This window comes from Delftia sp. BGA-UO-ETr-SB1, from assembly GCF_059567865.1.
This window is the reverse complement of record NZ_JCAQOW010000004.1, coordinates 1,178,396-1,195,231: the sequence shown is the minus strand read 5'-3', so window position 1 is coordinate 1,195,231 and position 16,836 is coordinate 1,178,396. Positions and strand designations below refer to the sequence as shown.

Genomic DNA, 16,836 nt, shown 5'->3' with positions numbered 1-16,836 from the left:
CGCCAGCCAGCGTGACAGACCGCCAGCTCCCTGCCCCGGCCGCACAACCACATTCACAGATAACAAAGCGCCGTACACCATGACCGACACCAACAAGCAAGCACCCAGCCCTGCCGCCGCACCGGCCGCAGCCTCGCCCGTAGCCAATCCGCAGGGCCGCCGCAAGGGCCTGACCCTCATCGCCGCTGCCGTCGCGGTGGCCGCCGTCGCCTGGGGCGGCTGGCACTGGATGGTGGCCCGCAACTACCAGACCACGGACAACGCCTATGTGGCGGGCAACGTGGTGCAGATCACGCCGCAGATCGGCGGCACGGTGATCAGCATCGGCGCCGACGACACCGACTACGTCAAGCCCGGCCAGCTGCTGGTGCAGCTGGACTCGGCCGATGCCTTGGTCGCCCTGTCCCAGGCGGAGTCGCAACTGGCCCAGACCGTGCGCCAGGTGCGCACGCTGTATGCCAACAACGCGCCCCTGGTGGCACAGGTGGCCCAGCGCGAGGCCGACCTGGCCCGCCTGCAGGCAGATGCCGCCCGCGCCCGCGAGGACGTGGACCGCCGCCGCCCGCTGCTGGCCACGGGCGCCGTGGGCAAGGAAGAGTTCGACCACGCCCAGTCCCTGGCCCGCACGGCAGGCAATGCCGCCTCGGCAGCAGAAGCCGCCGTGCGCGCCGCCAAGGCGCAGCTGACCGCTGCCGAAGCCCAGACCAAGGGCAGCAGCGCCGAAGAGCACCCCAGCGTGATCGCCGCTTCTGCCAAGGTGCGCGAGGCCTATCTGGCGCTGCAGCGCACGCGCCTGGTCTCTCCCGTGGAAGGCTATGTGGCCAAGCGCGGCGTGCAACTGGGCCAGCGCGTGGCCTCGGGCGCGCCGCTGATGACGGTGGTGGGCCTGCACAACCTCTGGGTGGATGCCAACTTCAAGGAAAGCCAGCTGGCCCAGCTGCGCATAGGCCAGAAGACCGAACTGACGGCCGATGTCTACGGCGACAAGATCAGCTACCACGGCACCGTGGTGGGCATGGGTGCAGGAACCGGCGCGGCCTTCTCGCTGCTGCCCGCGCAGAACGCCACCGGCAACTGGATCAAGGTGGTGCAGCGCGTGCCCGTGCGCATTGCCCTGTCGCCGGAAGACCTGGCCCAGCACCCGCTGCGCGTGGGCCTGTCCATGGAGGCCAAGGTGGACGTGCGCGACCAGCAGGGTGAAGTGCTGGCAACCGCCACGCGCAATGCCCCCGTGGCCCAGACCTCCATCTACGACATGGCATTGCCCCAGGCCGAGGAGCGCATCGCCCACATCGTGGCAGGCCAGAACGTGGCGCCGCTCAAGCAGTTGCCCGAGCTGCCACCCGTCGCCATGGCCGATGCGCAAGACAGGGCACAGGGCAAGGCGCCAGCCGCAGTGGCCTCCGCGCCGGTTGACGCGCAGGCCACGCAGTCCAAGTAAGCAGGCATCGCTTCCCCGCCTTCCCAGAACCTACGCGGACTGCCTATGACTTCCTCTACCACCGCCGTGCCGGAGCCGGCGCAGCCGGGTGGGCCGACCGTGCCGCCTGCCGCGCCACCCTCGGCACCGCCTGCCATGCCCGCACGGCCCGCACCGCTCAAGGGCGCCCAGCTGGCCCTGGGCACGCTGGCCCTGTCGCTGGCCACCTTCATGAACGTGCTGGACTCGTCCATTGCCAACGTCGCCATTCCGGCGATCTCGGGCGACGTGGGCGTCAGCCCCAGCCAGGGCACCTGGGTGATCACCAGCTTTGGCGTGGCCAACGCCATCTCGGTGCCGCTCACGGGCTGGCTCACGCAGCGCTTCGGCGCAGTGCGCCTGTTCACCATGAGCGTGCTGCTGTTCGTGCTGACCTCCTGGCTGTGCGGCTTTGCCTCGTCGCTGGAGATGCTGGTGCTGTTCCGCGTGCTCCAGGGGCTGGTCGCCGGGCCAATGATCCCGCTGTCGCAGACACTGCTGCTGTCCAGCTACCCGCCGGCCAAGGCCGGGGTGGCGCTGGCGCTGTGGGGGATGACCACCCTGGTGGCGCCCGTGGTCGGGCCGCTGCTGGGGGGCTGGATCACGGACAACATCTCCTGGCCCTGGATCTTCTACATCAACGTGCCCGTGGGCCTGCTGTCGGCCCTGATGACCTGGAGCATCTACCGCAGCCGCGAGACCCCCACGCGCAAGCTGCCCATCGACTCCGTGGGCCTGGCCCTGCTGGTGCTGTGGGTGGGCGCGCTGCAGCTGATGCTGGACAAGGGCAAGGAGCTGGACTGGTTCGCCTCGGGCGAGATCGTCACGCTGTGCGTGCTGGCCATCGTGAGCTTCGTGGTCTTCCTGGTCTGGGAGCTGACGGATGCGCACCCGGTGGTGGACCTGCGCCTGTTCATGCGCCGCAATTTCGCGGCGGGCTCGGTGGCGCTGTCGATTGCCTACGGCCTGTTCTTCGGCAACGTGGTGCTGCTGCCGCTGTGGCTGCAGCAGTGGATGGGCTATACCTCCACCACGGCCGGCATGGCGCTGGCGCCGGTGGGCATCTTCGCCATCATCCTGACGCCGCTGGTGGGCCGCAAGGTCACGCAGTGGGACCCGCGCAAGATGGCCACGGGCGCCTTCGTGGTGTTCGCCCTGGTGCTGTGGATGCGCTCGCGCTTCACGGTGGAGACGGACTTCATGCACATCCTGGTGCCCACGCTGATCCAGGGCGGGGCCATGGCGTTCTTCTTCATCCCGCTGACGACGATCACGCTGTCGGGCATCTCGCCGGACCGTATCCCGGCCGCCGCCGGCCTGAGCAACTTCGTGCGCATCACGGCGGGGGCCATGGGCACCTCCATCGCCACCACGCTCTGGGAAAACCGCGCCGCGCTGCACCATGCCCATCTGACCGAAGGGCTGATCCAGGGCCAAGGCGTGTTCGGCGTCACCCTGCAGGGGCTGCAGGCTGCGGGTCTCAGCCAAGCGCAGGCGCTGGCCCAGATCAACCGCCTCATCGACCAGCAGGCCTATACGCGGGCGGCGGACGACATCTTCCTGGCGTCGTCCGTGCTGTTCCTGGTGCTGATCGTGCTGATCTGGATGACCAGGCGCCCTGCGGGCCATGCCGGTGGTGCCGAGGCGGCCGGCGCCCATTGAGGCCCAGCTTGCGGCCATCACGACAAGGAGCTGCCTGCAGGGGCAGCTCCTTTTTTGTTTACATGACGACACGCAAGGCGCCTTGAATCGGGCCGCCAAGACCACCATCTCGACAGGGCTGCGCCACCGGTTCCATGATGGCGGCGGCCTGAACACCGACGGAGCACCGTGAAAACACCCCGCATCTTCCGCGCCCCGATTGCCGACTACACCCAATCACCCCAGTCGGTGGGCGGGCGCTTTCGCAACGTCCATCCCCGCCCCGCCAACGCGCCCCAGCCCGACGCCAAGGTGATGTGGGACTTCTTCTTCAACAAGCCCAAAGACACCGAGCCTGCGGCGCCCCTGCCCGTGCAGCGGCTCACCCCGGCCGACCTGGCCGCCGCGCCCGAGCGCAGCCTGTACCGCCTGGGCCACTCCACGCTGCTGATGAAGCTGCGCGGCGGCTGGTGGATCACCGACCCGGTGTTTGCCGAGCGCGCCTCGCCCTTTTCCTTCATCGGCCCCAAGCGCTTTCATGCGCCGCCCATCGCCCTGCATGAACTGCCCGCGCTGCGCGGCGTGGTGCTCTCGCACGACCACTACGACCATCTGGACCGTGCCACCATCCGCGCCCTGGCGCCCCGGGTCGACTTCTTCCTGTGCACGCTGGGCGTGGGCGACCGGCTCATGGACTGGGGCGTGGCCCCCGAGAAGGTGCGCCAGTTCGACTGGTGGCAGGACGTGCAGGTGGACGGCCTGCGCTTCACGGCCACGCCGGCCCAGCATTTCTCGGGCCGGGGCCTGCGCGACGGCAACCGCACGCTGTGGGCGTCCTGGGTCATCGAAGACCTGGAAAGCGCCGACACGCTGCGTGTCTTCTTCAGCGGCGACGGCGGCTATTTCGACGGCTTTGCGCAAATCGGCCGGCGCTTCGGCCCCTTCGACCTCACGCTGATGGAAACCGGCGCCTACGACCCGCACTGGCCTTATGTGCACATGCACCCTGCCCAGACCGTGCAGGCCCACCGCGACCTGGGCGGACGCTGGCTGCTGCCCATTCACAACGGCACCTTCAGCCTGGCCATGCATGCCTGGTGGGACCCCTTCGAGCGCGTGCTGGCCCTGGGTGCCGAGCACGGCATTGCCGTGGCCACCCCCATGATGGGCGAGCGCGTGGACCTGGATGCCCCCCATGCAGGCGAGCGCTGGTGGCGTGCCCTGGTATCCCCTGCCGTGCAGGACGCAGCCGCGTCAGCGCCACAGGCCCAGCCGCGATAAATCCGTTTTTGCTGCATTGCGTCATCGGCCTACGCGGGCCGGCATCCATCTGGATAAAGTGAACCCAGCTTCAGGAGTGCACATGGCAAATCGCAAAAATCCCCGGGCCGCCCTGGTCGCCCGCCAGGCCACCGACCTGGCCGTCGCAGCGCCCCAGGTCGTGGCCCATCGCCTCACCCGCATGGCCATGGCAGGCGCCAATCCCTCCGCGCGGGACCGGCGTGAATTCACACGCATGGTGTCCGAGAAACAGACAGCCTTCCAGCAATCCTGGGCGGCGATGGGCATGCAGTCCATGGTTGCCAGCCAGGCCTTGATGCAGGCCTGGATGCGCATGTGCTGGACACCCTGGAGCACCGCCACCTGGAACGGCGGAGCCCTGGCATCGCAGGCCTCGCAATGGCAAAACGCCATGTGGGGCGTGGTGGGCAAGGGCCTGGCCCCCGTGCACCGCACGGCGGTGGCCAATGCCAAGCGCCTGGCGCGCGGCTGAGCGCGGCCAAGCACGGTTAAGTGCGACTGATCGCTGCTCAACGCGGCTGATCCACCCATATCAAGCCCGCTCCATTCACCGGAGCGCGGCAGTGCCGATGCGAGGGCGAGGTTCGGGTATCCTCGCGGCCTTCGTTCCGTTTTGCTGCGCTGCCGCATTTCCAGGCATGGACTCCATGCAGAGACTGAAAACACAGCCGCGGCAGGCGGATTTCCCCCTTTCTGCCATCGCTTTGCCAGTCTTCCCCGGAGTTCTCTGATGACACACAAGGCCCCGCCAACCGGCCAGGGCCTGCACGGTCAAGACGACCTGCAGCGCAATCTCACCAACCGCCATATCCAGCTCATCGCCATCGGCGGGGCCATAGGCACGGGCCTGTTCATGGGCTCGGGCAAGACCATCAGCCTAGCCGGCCCGTCCATCATCTTTGTCTACACCATCATCGGCGTGATGCTGTTCTTCGTGATGCGGGCCATGGGCGAGCTGCTGCTGTCCAACCTGCAGTACCGCTCCTTCATCGACTTCTCGTCCGACCTACTCGGCCCCTGGGCCGGCTTCTTCACGGGCTGGACCTATTGGTTCTGCTGGATCGTCACGGGCATTGCCGATGTGATTGCCATATCGGCCTACTCCCAATTCTGGTTCCCGGACCTGCCGCAGTGGGCACCGGCCATCGCCTGCGTGGGCCTGCTGCTGAGCCTGAACCTGCTGACGGTGAAGCTGTTCGGCGAGATCGAGTTCTGGTTCGCCATGATCAAGATCGTGGCCATCGTGGCCCTGGTGGGCACGGGGCTGTACATGGTGGGTGCTGCCTTCGTCTCGCCTGCGGGCCGCACGGCCAGCCTGTCCAACCTCTGGAATGACGGCGGCATGTTCCCCAACGGGATGATGGGCTTCTTCGCGGGCTTCCAGATCGCGGTGTTCGCCTTCGTGGGTATCGAGCTGGTGGGCACCACGGCGGCCGAGGCCAAGGACCCCGAGCGCACGCTGCCGCGCGCCATCAATTCGATTCCCGTGCGCATCATCGTGTTCTACGTGCTGGCCCTGATCGCCATCATGGCCGTCACCCCCTGGCGCGACGTGGTGCCCGGCAAGAGCCCGTTCGTGGAGCTGTTCGTGCTCGCAGGCCTGCCGGCCGCCGCAGGCGTGATCAATTTCGTGGTGCTGACCTCGGCCGCCTCGTCGGCCAACAGCGGTGTGTTCTCCACCAGCCGCATGCTCTACGGCCTGGCGCTCAAGGGCGATGCGCCCCGGGCGTTCCACCGGCTGTCGCGCAGCAGCGTGCCCTCGCGCGGGCTGCTGTTTTCCTGCACCTGCCTGCTGGCCGGCGCGTTTCTGATGTGGGTGGTGCCCGATCTGGTGGAAGCCTTCACGCTGGTGACCACGGTATCGGCCATCCTGTTCATGTTCGTGTGGTCGCTGATCCTGCTGTCCTATGTCGCCTACCGGCGCCAGCGCGCGGCCCTGCATGAGGCTTCGCGCTACAAGATGCCCGGCGGCGTGGCCATGTGCTGGGCCTGCCTGGTGTTCTTTGCCGCCATCCTGGGCCTGCTCACCCTGCAGGCCGACACGCGCCAGGCGCTGGTGGTGACGCCGGCCTGGTTTGCCCTGCTGGCCATCGCCTACCAGTTCGTGCGCCGCCAGGCATCGCGCCAGTCGGCGGAGCGTTCCACCGCCCTTGCAAGCACGGCAGCCGAACCGCGCTGACCCTCTTCCGGCCGCCCCCCTGCGCATGGGGGCGGCCATTGCAGGGGGCCTTTGGCGCCCGCGTTCCCTCTGCGGCCCCCCTTCAGCGCCTCCCTCAGCGCCTCCCTCAGCGCCTCCGCTGCCCCTCTTGCTGCGCACCAAACTTGTGCACAGCATCTTTGGCCTGTCCAGCAGTTAGATAACGAGTGAACAAAAAAACAACTGTCTTTACGCCGACAAAAAGATGTGGATACAAATCGTTATCATTCGCACCTTGATTTTTAACCAAACCGGAACTTTACAAAGATGGTCAGAATCTCGGTGCTCCGCCCGCTTCCTCTTTGCGCCGCCCTGGCATGCACAGCCATGGCCCATGCCCAGTCAGCCGACAACAAGGCCGACACGTCCCTGTCCACCGTGGTGGTGACCGCCTCGGGCACGGCCGTGGACATCAAGGAAGCGCCGGCCAGCATCAGCGTGATCACCCGCGAGGACATCGAGCGCAAGCCCGTCACCAGCATCGGCGAGCTGCTGTCCACCATTCCCGGCGTGACCGGCGGCCTTTCTGGCACGGGCGCCCAGTCCAAGATCAAGCTGCGCGGCCTGCCCGAGAAGTACACGCTGATCCTGGTGGACGGCAAGCGCCAGGGCAACTCGGCCGGCATCAACTACCGCGACGACCTGGGCTCGCAGGATCTGGACTGGATCTCGCCCGAGATGATCGAGCGCATCGAGGTAGTGCGCGGCCCCATGTCCTCGCTGTACGGCTCGGACGCCATGGGCGGCGTGATCAACATCATCACGCGCAAGATCGGCAAGCGCTGGAGCGGCTCGACCACGCTGAACTACAGCAAGCCCTCCGACGGCGACCGCGGCGACACGCGCCAGCTGGGCTTCAACATCAGCGGCCCGCTGTCCGACAAGTTCGGCCTGCGCCTGGGCGGCAACTACACGGACCGCGCTGCCGACGAGAGCACGGGCGGCTTCCCGGGCACCTACCAGTCCACGGCCGGCTCGCGCAAGCAAAACCTCAACGCCCTGCTCAACTGGCAGCTCACGCCCGACCAGGTGATCGGCATCGAGGCCGCGCAAGGCATCCAGCGCGCCACGGGCTCCGACGCGCGCACGGCGTCGGGCGACCAGGTGGTCTATCCCTGGGGCCTGAGCAAGCTGGAGCAGACCAAGTTCGGCCTCAGCCATGACGGCCGCTGGGGCGACCTGACCTCCAAGCTCAACCTCGTGCACAACAAGTACGAGGACAAGGGCGACACCATCGGCAACAACTCCAAGGAAACCACGCTGGACGGCCGCATCGACAAGCCGTTGAAGCTGTGGGGCCTGGACCAGGCCATGACGCTGGGCATGCAGTGGCGCCGCGAGTCGCTGGACAACCGCGACACCATCGGCCTGGCGCCCATCGACTATGCGGGGCACCCGGTCTCGGGCTCGGGCCTGAGCGCCACCACCTGGGCGCTGTTCGGCGAGGACCAGATCTTCCTGCGCGAGAACCTGGCGCTGACGCTGGGCCTGCGCATGGACCACCATCAGAAGTACGGCAACAACTGGAGCCCGCGCGCCTACCTGGTCTACCACCCGGCCTCGGAGTGGACGGTTCGCGGCGGCGTCTCGCGCGGCTTCCGTGCGCCCAACCTGAAGGAAAACTCGGCCAGCGCCGCCACGCAATCCGGGGGCAACGGCTGCCGCAGCCTGGCCGGCATGGGCTGGACCAACACCAGCGTCAACGCCGACGGCACGCGCGGCTGCTACATGGCCGGCAACCCCGACCTGCAGCCCGAGACCAGCACCAACTTCGAGCTGGGCACCAGCTGGGACCGCAATGGCTGGGCGCTGGGTGCCACCTACTTCCACACCAACTTCAAGAACAAGATCGACTACCAGCCGCTGGGCTTCTACAACGGCTTCTGGTGGACCCGCATGGCCAACGCCCAGCGTGCCCGCACGCGCGGCCTGGAAGGCTTCGTGAACGTTCCGCTGGCCAAGGGCCTGACCTGGAACACCAACATCACCAAGATGTTCGAGTCCAAGAACCTGAGCACGGGCGCCTCGCTGCTGGCCGTGCCGGAGCTGTCCATCTACTCGTCGCTGCAGTGGCAGATCCGCCAGGGCTGGTCCGCCATGTTCAGCGCCCGCCACGTGGGCAAGGAAGTCGTGACCACGGGCACGGCCACCACCTTCGCCAAGGCCTATACGACCTTTGACGTGTCCATGAACTACAACGTGACCGACACCCTGACCCTGCGCGCCGGCATCATCAACCTGGCAGACAAGGAAACCCGCACCATCGGCGCCAACTATGACAACGGCGGCCGTACCTACTTCGTGGGGATGACGGCGCGGTTCTGATGGCCCGTTGCCGGCCCTTGCGCTGACCCAGACAAAGCGCCCGTTGTGACGGGCGCTTTTTTCATGGCGAGGAGCAAAGCCTCACTCCCAGACACCGCCCTGCGCAGGGGGCTTGCGCGTCAGCAATTCCTCGTCGGTCAAGGGCCGGCCTGTCCAGACATTCACCTTCGAGGCCCCGGCCGCGCTGCCCAGCTCGCGCAAGGCCCTCAATTCCACCTGGGTGAATCCGCCCTCGGGGTCGCCGAGCGGATGGATGACGATGTGCGGGGAGGCCGCCAGCCAGGCACGCCGATGCATGCGCCTGAGCTGGTACTTCAGAAGCTGCTCGGCCAGGATGAAGTCCGATATCAGCGAACGCGGGTGGGCGAAGGGATTGACGACTTCGGCAGGCTCCGATGCAGCCGCGAGCCTGGCCTGCGGGCCGGCCGCGAGAATCCGGCGCCGGGGCGGCGGACTCAGGGCCAGCTCGGGAACCTCCGACAGGGTCTGCCCGGTCTTCGGATCCTTCAGCGTCAGGCGCTCGGGAGAAATCTGTACGTAGATGAGTGATATGAAGGCAGAGAGCATGGATATCCATCAATCGATTTTCTGAACCACGGTCTGGCCCGGCAGCAAGGCCCGGCCATCACCACCGCGCGGCAGCATGGGCGCGACAGGCAGGCCGGTCTGGCGATCCAGCAGCAGCGAATGCGCCTCACCCGGCGCGAACAGATGGCCTTCGCCCCACTGCCGCAACGCCACGATCACCGGGAACAGCTCAAGGCCCTGGGCCGTGAGCACGTATTCCAGGTAGGCCGAACCTTCTGCGGCCGGGCGGGTTTCGAGGATGCCGGCCTCCACCAGCCGGCGCAGCCGGTCGGCCAGGATATTGCGGGCCGCGCCCAGGCTGCGCTGGAAATCGCCAAAGCGGCTGATGCCGTCAAAGGCATCGCGCACGATGAGCAGCGACCAGCGGTCGCCGATCACATCCAGGGAGCGGGCCACCGGACAGGGCTGCGGTGTGTCAGGACGGGTGTCTTCTTTCATGACGTCATTGTGGTTGCATTTCAAAACTGGTTCAACTAGCATCCAACCAGTTTTGTTTTGCAACCGGATTCAACCCATGAACGCCTTCCCTGCTCCGGACACGGTCCGCATGCCGCGCAGCCTGGTGCTGCTGTTCGCCGCTGCCAGCGGCCTGAGCGTGGCCAATGTCTACTACGCCCAGCCGCTGCTGGAGGCGCTGGCGGCCGACTTCGGCATCAGCCATGCAGCCGTGGGCGGGGTGGTCACGGCCACGCAGGCCGGCTGCGCGCTGGCACTGCTGCTGCTGGTGCCGCTGGGCGACCGGCTGGAGCGGCGGCGGCTCATGCTTTTGCAGTTGCTGGGCCTGGTGCTGGCCCTGGCGGCCGTCAGCACCGCGCGTTCGGCCGTTCTGCTGCTGGCGGGCATGCTGGCCGTGGGCCTGCTGGGCACGGCCATGACGCAGGGGCTGATCGCCTATGCGGCCAGCGCCAGCCAGGCGCATGAGCGCGGGCGCGTGGTGGGCGCAGCCCAGGGCGGGGTTTTCATCGGCCTGCTTTTGGCGCGCGTGTTTGCCGGCGCCGTGGGTGACCTGGCTGGCTGGCGTGGCGTCTATGCCTGCTCGGCCCTGCTGATGCTGGCCCTGGCCTTGCCCCTGTGGCGGCAACTGCCCCGGCTGGCGGTGCCCTTGCATGCACCCAGCTACACGCAGCTGCTCGCCTCCATGCTCCAGCTGCTGCGCCAGGACCGCATGCTGCGCACACGCGGCATGCTGGCCCTGCTGATGTTTGCCACCTTCAACATCTTCTGGAGCGCCCTGGTCCTGCCGCTGAGCGCGCCGCCCTACAGCCTGTCGCTCACGGCCATCGGCGCCTTTGGCCTGGCCGGCGTGGTGGGCGCACTGGCAGCAGCCCGTGCCGGGCACTGGGCCGACCAGGGGTTCGCGCAGCGCACCAGCCTGGGAGCGCTGGTGATCCTGCTGCTGGCCTGGGTGCCGATTGCGCTGCTGGAGCAATCGCTGTGGGCGCTGGTAGTCGGCATCGTGCTGCTGGACCTGGGCGGCCAGGCCCTGCATGTGACCAACCAGAGCCTGATCTTTCGCAGCAACCCGCAGGCGCACAGCCGGCTGGTGGGCCTGTACATGCAGTTCTATGCCGTGGGCAGCGGGCTAGGGGCGCTGATTTCCACCAACGCCTACTCGCGGTTTGGCTGGCACGGCGTCTGCGTTGCGGGGGCGGCGTTCAGCCTGGCGGCCCTGGTGTTCTGGGCCATGACGCGGGAAACGGCTGCCCAGGCCAGCGTTCCCGCCTAGACCCGGCTCACCAGCTCCGAAGGCACCCGGCCCAGCGCCTTGCGGAACATGGTGGAAAACGCGCTGGGGCTGTCATAGCCCAGGTCCAGGGCCACCTGCGTGACCGATGCGCCCGCAGACAACCGCGACACCGCCGCCAGCAGGCAGGCCTGCTGGCGCCAGGCGCCAAAGGCCATGCCTGTGTGCTGCTGGAAAAACCGGCTGAAGGTGCGCAGGCTCTTGTTCAGCGCCTGTGCCCAGTCCTGCGGCGTGGCGCGGATGCTGGGCTGGGCCAGGAACTGCTTGCACAGGGCGGCCAGCTTTTCGTCGCGGGGAATGGGCGCGAACAGCGGCAGGCTGCGGGCCGAGGCCAGCTCGTGCAGCACCAGCGTGACCAGGGCGCCGTCGCGGCCCGCTTCGTCGTACAGCGCCGGCAGGTCGGCGCAGGACAGCAGCAGCTGGTGCAGCAGCGGGGTGACGACCAGGGCCTCGCAGTGCACACCCGGGCGGGGCGCAGCAGCCGGTTCGATGTACAGGCTGCGCGTGCTCACGCCCTGCATGCGCACGCTGTGCGGCTTGCTGGCCGGAATCCACACGCCGCTATAGGGCGGGATGGTCCAGGCGCCGTCGTCGGTTTCCACTTCCATCAGCCCGCTCATCCCGTAGAGAAACTGGGCACGCCGGTGGCTGTGCGTGGGCAGCAGCGTGCCAGGCGTGTAGTCGGTGCCGATGGCCAGCACATCACGCGCCACGGCGTCCACGGAATGCAGCGGGATGTTGAGCATGGGAATGTCCGGAAAACAGCCAACAGGCTTTGGCAGGAATTCGAGGATTATTGACCCATCCGCGAAAGCAGGCCAAACCGCGGCATCCTAAGGTTCAGTCCTTGCTCGTTTTTTCCAAAGGACTGTCTGTGTTCCCTCTCCTGCTGCTGGCTTTCGGTGTGCTTGCCGGCGTGACCACCGTGCTCTTCGGCTTTGGCGGCGGCTTCGTGGCCGTTCCGCTGCTTTATGCGCTGCTGACCTCCATCCACGGCGCGGACTCCGCCGTTGGCCAGGCTGCCATGCACATTGCCGTGGCCACCTCCACCTGCGTGATGATTTTTGGCGCCTCCATGGCCACGCTGCGCCAGCACCGCGCGGGCGCCCTGCCCTGGGATCAGGTGCGACCGCTGGCCGGCTTCATCGCGGCCGGTGCCGTGGCGGGCGCGGCGGCCGCCACCTGTATCAGCGGGGAATGGGTGCGCTGGGCCTTCATCGCCTACCTGGCCCTGACCATCGCCGACGCGCTGCTGCGCCCGGGCTTCGTGCACGGCACCGCCGCCCAATTGCAGCCCATGGGCCGCAGGCCCGCCGCCATCGCAGGCTTGGCGATTGGCGCGATTGCAGCCTTCCTGGGTGTGGGCGGCAGCGTGATGACCGTGCCGCTGATGCGCCGGCGTGGCGCGAGCATGGCGGCGGCCACGGCCATGGCCAGCCCGCTGTCCCTGCCCATGGCCGTGGCGGGCACCGCTGCCTACATGCTGGCATCGCAGAGCGCGGGGCTGAGCCCCTGGCATGTGGGCTATGTGGACCTGCAGGCCTTTGCGCTGCTGACGGCCGGATCGTGGACGGGCATCAGGCTGGCAGCCCCGCTGATCGGCCGCATTCCCGATGCCCTGCATGCCAAGGCCTACCTGGCCCTGCTGGGCCTGGTGCTGCTGGTCATGATCGTGGCCTGAGCGTTGCGCTCAACCCTCCTGGAAGATCGCCTCGATCCGGGTCTCGAACACTCGGGCAATGGCAAAGGCCAGCGGCAGGCTGGGGTCGTAGCGGCCTGTCTCGATCGCGTTCACGGTCTGGCGCGACACGCCCAGCAGGTCCGCCAGCGCAGCCTGGCTCCAGCCGCGCTGGGCGCGCAGTTCACGGATGGTGTTTTTCATGGGAGGGGCACTTTGGCGGAACAGCTCATCGGCTGCGCAGCCAGTGGGCCACCGAGGCAGCCACCCAGAGCGCACCCATCAAGGGCCACACCATGAACATGCTGAGCTTGGGAAAACCTGCCATTTCCAGGAATCCGTAGGTGAAGGTGATGCCGGCCGTGCCCGCCGCCGCAATCGCCAGCTGCTCCAGCATGGACTTGCGCAGGAATTCGTCGGTATCGCGCACCAGCCGCACGATGGCCCGCACGGCCAGCGCAAACGCCAGCATGGGGCTGAGCAGCAGGGCCGTGCGCAGGGCCCCGGCCTGCATGTCGGCGCTGAGCAAAAGCGCCCCCACAAGCAGCGCCATGTAGAGCAGCAGCGCAAATCCAAGTTCCTTCTGGTAGCGGCGGTTGGTGACCGTTGTTTGATTCATGGAAGTCTCTCGCAATGTGTAAAGGATGCTTGACATTGTGCGATGCCACCGGTGGGTATGTCAAGCAAGCTTTACATCGGTACTGAACGCCCCGCCGTACAATCGCCGCCGTTGGTGCCAGCAGCCCCAGGGGCTGCGGTTAAACGGGAAACATGGGGCGGCCAGATAAAGCCGCCCGCATGTACTGCCCCCGCAACAGTGAGTGAAACGCCGCGTGCATTGCACCGGCCCCCGCCAAACCCGTGCCACTGGGCCCTGAGCCCGGGAAGGCCTTGGCGAGTGCGTCACCAGTCTGGATACCGGCCAACAGGCGGCCGGCCGCGCATGCAGCGCAGCCGGTCTTTTTGGTTTCCGTGCCGGCGGGGTCGCTGGCGCGCAACTGGCTCGCATCCATGCACACCCTCGCCCTCGCGCGCGCCCCTGGCGCCGCTCTTCGCTCGCCCTCGGCGTTTCCCGTACTGCGCACGTTGTCCGCCCTGGCTGCGGCCTCGCTGCTGGCCTGCCAGGCCCAAGCACAGGCACAACAGGCACAACAGGCGCAGCGCGCACAGACCTCCCAGCTCGATACCGTGGTCGTCACCGCCTCGCGCAGCGAGCAGTCCCTGCGCACCGTCACGGCCGACATGACCGTGATCGACGCCGAGACCATTGCCCGCAGCGGCGCCACCGGCGTGGCCGACCTGCTGGTGCAGGTGCCGGGCGTGCAGATCAACCGCAATGGCGGGCCGGGCCAGGTCACCTCGGTCTACCTGCGCGGCACCAGCAACCAGCACACTGCCGTATTCATCGACGGCGTGCGCTACAGCTCGCAGGAGCTGCAGGGCGGCGCGGTCTGGTCCACCCTGCCACTGGCGCAGATCGAGCGCATCGAGGTGCTGCGCGGCCCGGCCGCCGCCATCTATGGCTCAGACGCCATGGGCGGCGTGATCCAGATCTTCACCAAGCGGGCGGACGGCCAGACCCGCGCCTATGCCGAGGCCGGCATAGGCAACCAGGGCACCAGCAAGCTGGCCACGGGATTTCAGGGCGGAGCCAACGGCTTCACCTATGGGCTGAACCTGGCTGACGAGCGCAGCGACGGCTTCGACGTCTACCCCGGCAACACCTTCTCGCCCAACCCGGACAAGGATGGCTACAGCAACACCTCGCTGGGCCTGAACGCGGGCTACAAAACGGGCATCCACCAGATCGACGCCAGCCTGCTGCACAGCCGCCTGCGCACCCACTACGACCAGAGCCCGCCACCGTTCGACGACTACGACGTGGTCAAGAACACCACCGGCAGCCTGCGCTGGCAGGCCGGCTGGAACGCCCTCTACAAGAGCGTGGTCCAGATCTCCCATACCGACAGCCAAAGCGACCGCCACACCCAGTCGCCCGAAAGCGCCAAGGGCCGCTCCACCAACTACCTGCTGCAGAACCTGTTCACGCTGGGCCAGCACCGTTTCAACATCGACCTGGAGCGCCGCGAGGACAAGCTGGACACGCAATACGCCTGGACGCAGAACACCGACAGCCGGCGCGTGCAGAACTCCCTGTCGGCCGGCTGGCGCCTGACGGAGGGACGCCACCAGTTCGACGCCAACCTGCGCCACGACCAGGTGCGCGACCAGCAGAACAAAACCACGGGCGGCCTGGGCTACGGCCTGCAGATCGACGAGCGCTGGCGCTGGGTGGCATCGGCCGGCACGGCCTTCCGCACGCCCACGCTGTACGAACGCTTCACGGGCCAGGCGGCGGCCGACCTCAAACCCGAAAGCAGCACCAACGTGGAAACCGGCCTGCACTATGCGGCCGGTGCCAACCGCCTCTCGGCCGTGGTCTACCGCAACAAGTTCAAGAACCTCATCACCTACGACTGGAACAGCGCCCTTCCCTGCAACTGCTACCGCAACTGGCAGAGCGTGGAAATCACCGGCCTGACGCTGTCTGGCGGCACGCGCCTGGGCAGCGCCAACCTGGGCGCCTCGCTGGACTTCATGAACCCCGAGAACCTGGAGACCGGCAAGCTGCTGCCCTACCGCTCCAAGCGCATGCTCAAGCTCAACGCCGACACCCAGGCGGCCGGCTGGACGCTGGGCGGCGAAGCGCAGCTGTACAGCGGCCGCTACGCAGACGAGGCGAACACCCTGCAACTGGGCGGTTACGGCGTGGTCAACCTCTACGCCCAGCGCCAGCTGACCAGGCAATGGACGCTGCTGGCCCGCGTCAACAACATCGCCGACCGCGACTACGCCCCCACGCGCGGCTACGCCAACGCAGGCCGCACCGTGTTCGTCAGCGTGCGCTGGACTCCCCTGCCCTGACCCCCATGCATCTGCTTTTGCGCCTGCCCCGCCTTCTGCTGCTGATCGCCGCGCTGGCCTGCGCGGGCGGCGCCAGCAACGCCCATGCGCAAAAGACGGGAGACGCGAGCCAAGGCAGCACAAGCACAGCCACTCCCTACACCATTACCGACATGCGCGGGCGCCAGGTGCGCCTGGAGCGCGTGCCGCAGCGCATCGTCTCGCTGCTGCCCTCGCTGACCGAATCGCTGTGCGCGCTGGACGCCTGCGAGCGCATCGTGGGCGTGGACGAGTTCTCCAACCACCCGGCCCGTGTGGCCGCCCTGCCCAAGCTGGGCCACACTTTTGCCCCGCTGGTCGAGGCCACCGTGCGGCTCAGGCCCGACGTGGTGCTGATGGCGTATTCCGCACCCGTCATCGCGCAGCTGGAGCGCTTCGGCATTCCGGTGCTGGCGCTGGACGCCAACGACATGGCGCAGCTGGAGCAGGTGCTGCACAAGCTCGACCAGCTGCTGCAGGCGCAGCGCGCCAACGCCTTGCTGGCGCGCATGCAGGCCGAGGTGGACCAGCAGGCCAAGGCGCTGGCGGCGCTCACGCCCGCCGGGCAGAAGGTGTATTTCGAAGTGGACGCCACGCCTTACGCGGCAGGGCCGGACTCCTTCATAGGCCAGCTGCTGCAGCGCCTGGGCGCGCGCAATGTGCTGCCGCAGAACCTGGGGCCCTTCCCCCGCATCACGCCCGAATACGTGCTGCGCCAGCAGCCAGAACTCATCATCCACACGCCGCAGACGCCATCGGCCAGCTTTGCCACCCGCCCCGGCTGGAGCCGCATGCCCGCCGTGCGCTCGGGCCGCATCTGCGCGCTGGACCTGGTCGAAACAGACGTGGTCTCCCGCCCCGGCCCGCGCCTGGGCGAGGCGGCGCGGGCGCTGGCCCGCTGCCTGGAGCTGCCGGGCGCAGCGCCGCGTTGACTTCGCTGGCCAGAGCTTGACCCGCTT

The 16,836-nt window shown here is 67.7% G+C and carries 15 protein-coding genes and 1 riboswitch; of the genes, 10 read left to right on the top strand and 5 right to left on the bottom strand.

All coding sequences use genetic code 11. The features are described from left to right. Positions 1 to 79: 79 nt before the first annotated feature. The 6 genes from AC57B5_RS05910 to AC57B5_RS05885 all read left to right on the top strand — a co-directional run bounded on the left by AC57B5_RS05910 (position 80) and on the right by AC57B5_RS05885 (position 8,924). On the top strand, positions 80 to 1,441 hold the full coding sequence (locus AC57B5_RS05910) for an HlyD family secretion protein (protein ID WP_013802447.1): 1,362 nt from the start codon (positions 80 to 82) through the stop codon (positions 1,439 to 1,441). A gap of 45 nt (positions 1,442 to 1,486) precedes the next feature. After that, positions 1,487 to 3,121, top strand: coding sequence for a DHA2 family efflux MFS transporter permease subunit (locus tag AC57B5_RS05905; RefSeq protein ID WP_013802448.1), 1,635 nt, complete (start codon positions 1,487 to 1,489; stop codon positions 3,119 to 3,121). Positions 3,122 to 3,289: 168 nt separating this feature from the next. Further along, the gene (locus tag AC57B5_RS05900; protein WP_496398982.1) at positions 3,290 to 4,381 is read left to right on the top strand and encodes an MBL fold metallo-hydrolase; all 1,092 of its coding nucleotides are present in this window, start codon (positions 3,290 to 3,292) and stop codon (positions 4,379 to 4,381) included. A gap of 82 nt (positions 4,382 to 4,463) precedes the next feature. Then, positions 4,464 to 4,874, top strand: a complete 411-nt coding sequence (locus AC57B5_RS05895) for a polyhydroxyalkanoate granule-associated phasin (RefSeq protein ID WP_013802450.1) — start codon at positions 4,464 to 4,466, stop codon at positions 4,872 to 4,874. Between the two features lie 258 nt (positions 4,875 to 5,132). Beyond that, positions 5,133 to 6,581, top strand: coding sequence for a D-serine/D-alanine/glycine transporter (cycA, locus tag AC57B5_RS05890; RefSeq protein WP_496398981.1), 1,449 nt, complete (start codon positions 5,133 to 5,135; stop codon positions 6,579 to 6,581). A 345-nt stretch (positions 6,582 to 6,926) separates the two neighbouring features. After that, positions 6,927 to 8,924, top strand: coding sequence for a TonB-dependent receptor domain-containing protein (locus tag AC57B5_RS05885; protein WP_034393479.1), 1,998 nt, complete (start codon positions 6,927 to 6,929; stop codon positions 8,922 to 8,924). 81 nt (positions 8,925 to 9,005) lie between these two features. On the opposite strand, the gene AC57B5_RS05880 is transcribed toward AC57B5_RS05885, so the two are convergent. After that, positions 9,006 to 9,491 carry a rod shape-determining protein gene (locus AC57B5_RS05880; RefSeq protein ID WP_445608010.1) on the bottom strand — a complete coding sequence of 162 codons (486 nt, stop codon included), beginning with the start codon at positions 9,489 to 9,491 and terminating at the stop codon, positions 9,006 to 9,008. Positions 9,492 to 9,500: 9 nt separating this feature from the next. Next, the gene (locus tag AC57B5_RS05875) at positions 9,501 to 9,950 is read right to left on the bottom strand and encodes a winged helix-turn-helix transcriptional regulator (RefSeq protein WP_088164775.1); all 450 of its coding nucleotides are present in this window, start codon (positions 9,948 to 9,950) and stop codon (positions 9,501 to 9,503) included. A gap of 76 nt (positions 9,951 to 10,026) precedes the next feature. Here AC57B5_RS05875 and AC57B5_RS05870 point away from each other — a divergent pair, with 76 nt between their 5' ends. After that, the gene (locus AC57B5_RS05870; protein ID WP_496398980.1) at positions 10,027 to 11,238 is read left to right on the top strand and encodes an MFS transporter; all 1,212 of its coding nucleotides are present in this window, start codon (positions 10,027 to 10,029) and stop codon (positions 11,236 to 11,238) included. On the opposite strand, the gene AC57B5_RS05865 is transcribed toward AC57B5_RS05870, so the two are convergent. Continuing rightward, positions 11,235 to 12,002, bottom strand: a complete 768-nt coding sequence (locus tag AC57B5_RS05865; RefSeq protein ID WP_013802455.1) for an AraC family transcriptional regulator — start codon at positions 12,000 to 12,002, stop codon at positions 11,235 to 11,237. The genes AC57B5_RS05870 and AC57B5_RS05865 overlap by 4 nt on opposite strands. A 128-nt stretch (positions 12,003 to 12,130) precedes the next feature. Between AC57B5_RS05865 and AC57B5_RS05860 the strand changes: the two genes are divergently transcribed. Then, positions 12,131 to 12,937 (top strand): sulfite exporter TauE/SafE family protein, encoded by an 807-nt coding sequence (locus tag AC57B5_RS05860; RefSeq protein ID WP_496398979.1) that lies wholly within the window; start codon positions 12,131 to 12,133, stop codon positions 12,935 to 12,937. Positions 12,938 to 12,946: 9 nt separating this feature from the next. On the opposite strand, the gene AC57B5_RS05855 is transcribed toward AC57B5_RS05860, so the two are convergent. Beyond that, positions 12,947 to 13,138, bottom strand: a complete 192-nt coding sequence (locus tag AC57B5_RS05855) for a helix-turn-helix transcriptional regulator (RefSeq protein ID WP_012205558.1) — start codon at positions 13,136 to 13,138, stop codon at positions 12,947 to 12,949. A 25-nt stretch (positions 13,139 to 13,163) separates the two neighbouring features. Beyond that, the gene (locus tag AC57B5_RS05850; RefSeq protein WP_012205557.1) at positions 13,164 to 13,553 is read right to left on the bottom strand and encodes a hypothetical protein; all 390 of its coding nucleotides are present in this window, start codon (positions 13,551 to 13,553) and stop codon (positions 13,164 to 13,166) included. A gap of 96 nt (positions 13,554 to 13,649) precedes the next feature. After that, positions 13,650 to 13,875, top strand: a riboswitch (cobalamin riboswitch). Positions 13,876 to 13,945: 70 nt separating this feature from the next. Between AC57B5_RS05850 and AC57B5_RS05845 the strand changes: the two genes are divergently transcribed. Both AC57B5_RS05845 and AC57B5_RS05840 read left to right on the top strand, forming a co-directional pair. After that, positions 13,946 to 15,859 carry a TonB-dependent receptor domain-containing protein gene (locus AC57B5_RS05845; protein ID WP_238003515.1) on the top strand — a complete coding sequence of 638 codons (1,914 nt, stop codon included), beginning with the start codon at positions 13,946 to 13,948 and terminating at the stop codon, positions 15,857 to 15,859. Between the two features lie 5 nt (positions 15,860 to 15,864). Then, entirely contained in the window at positions 15,865 to 16,809 is a 945-nt protein-coding gene (locus AC57B5_RS05840) for an ABC transporter substrate-binding protein (RefSeq protein ID WP_238003514.1), read from the top strand. Positions 16,810 to 16,836 lie beyond the last annotated feature (27 nt).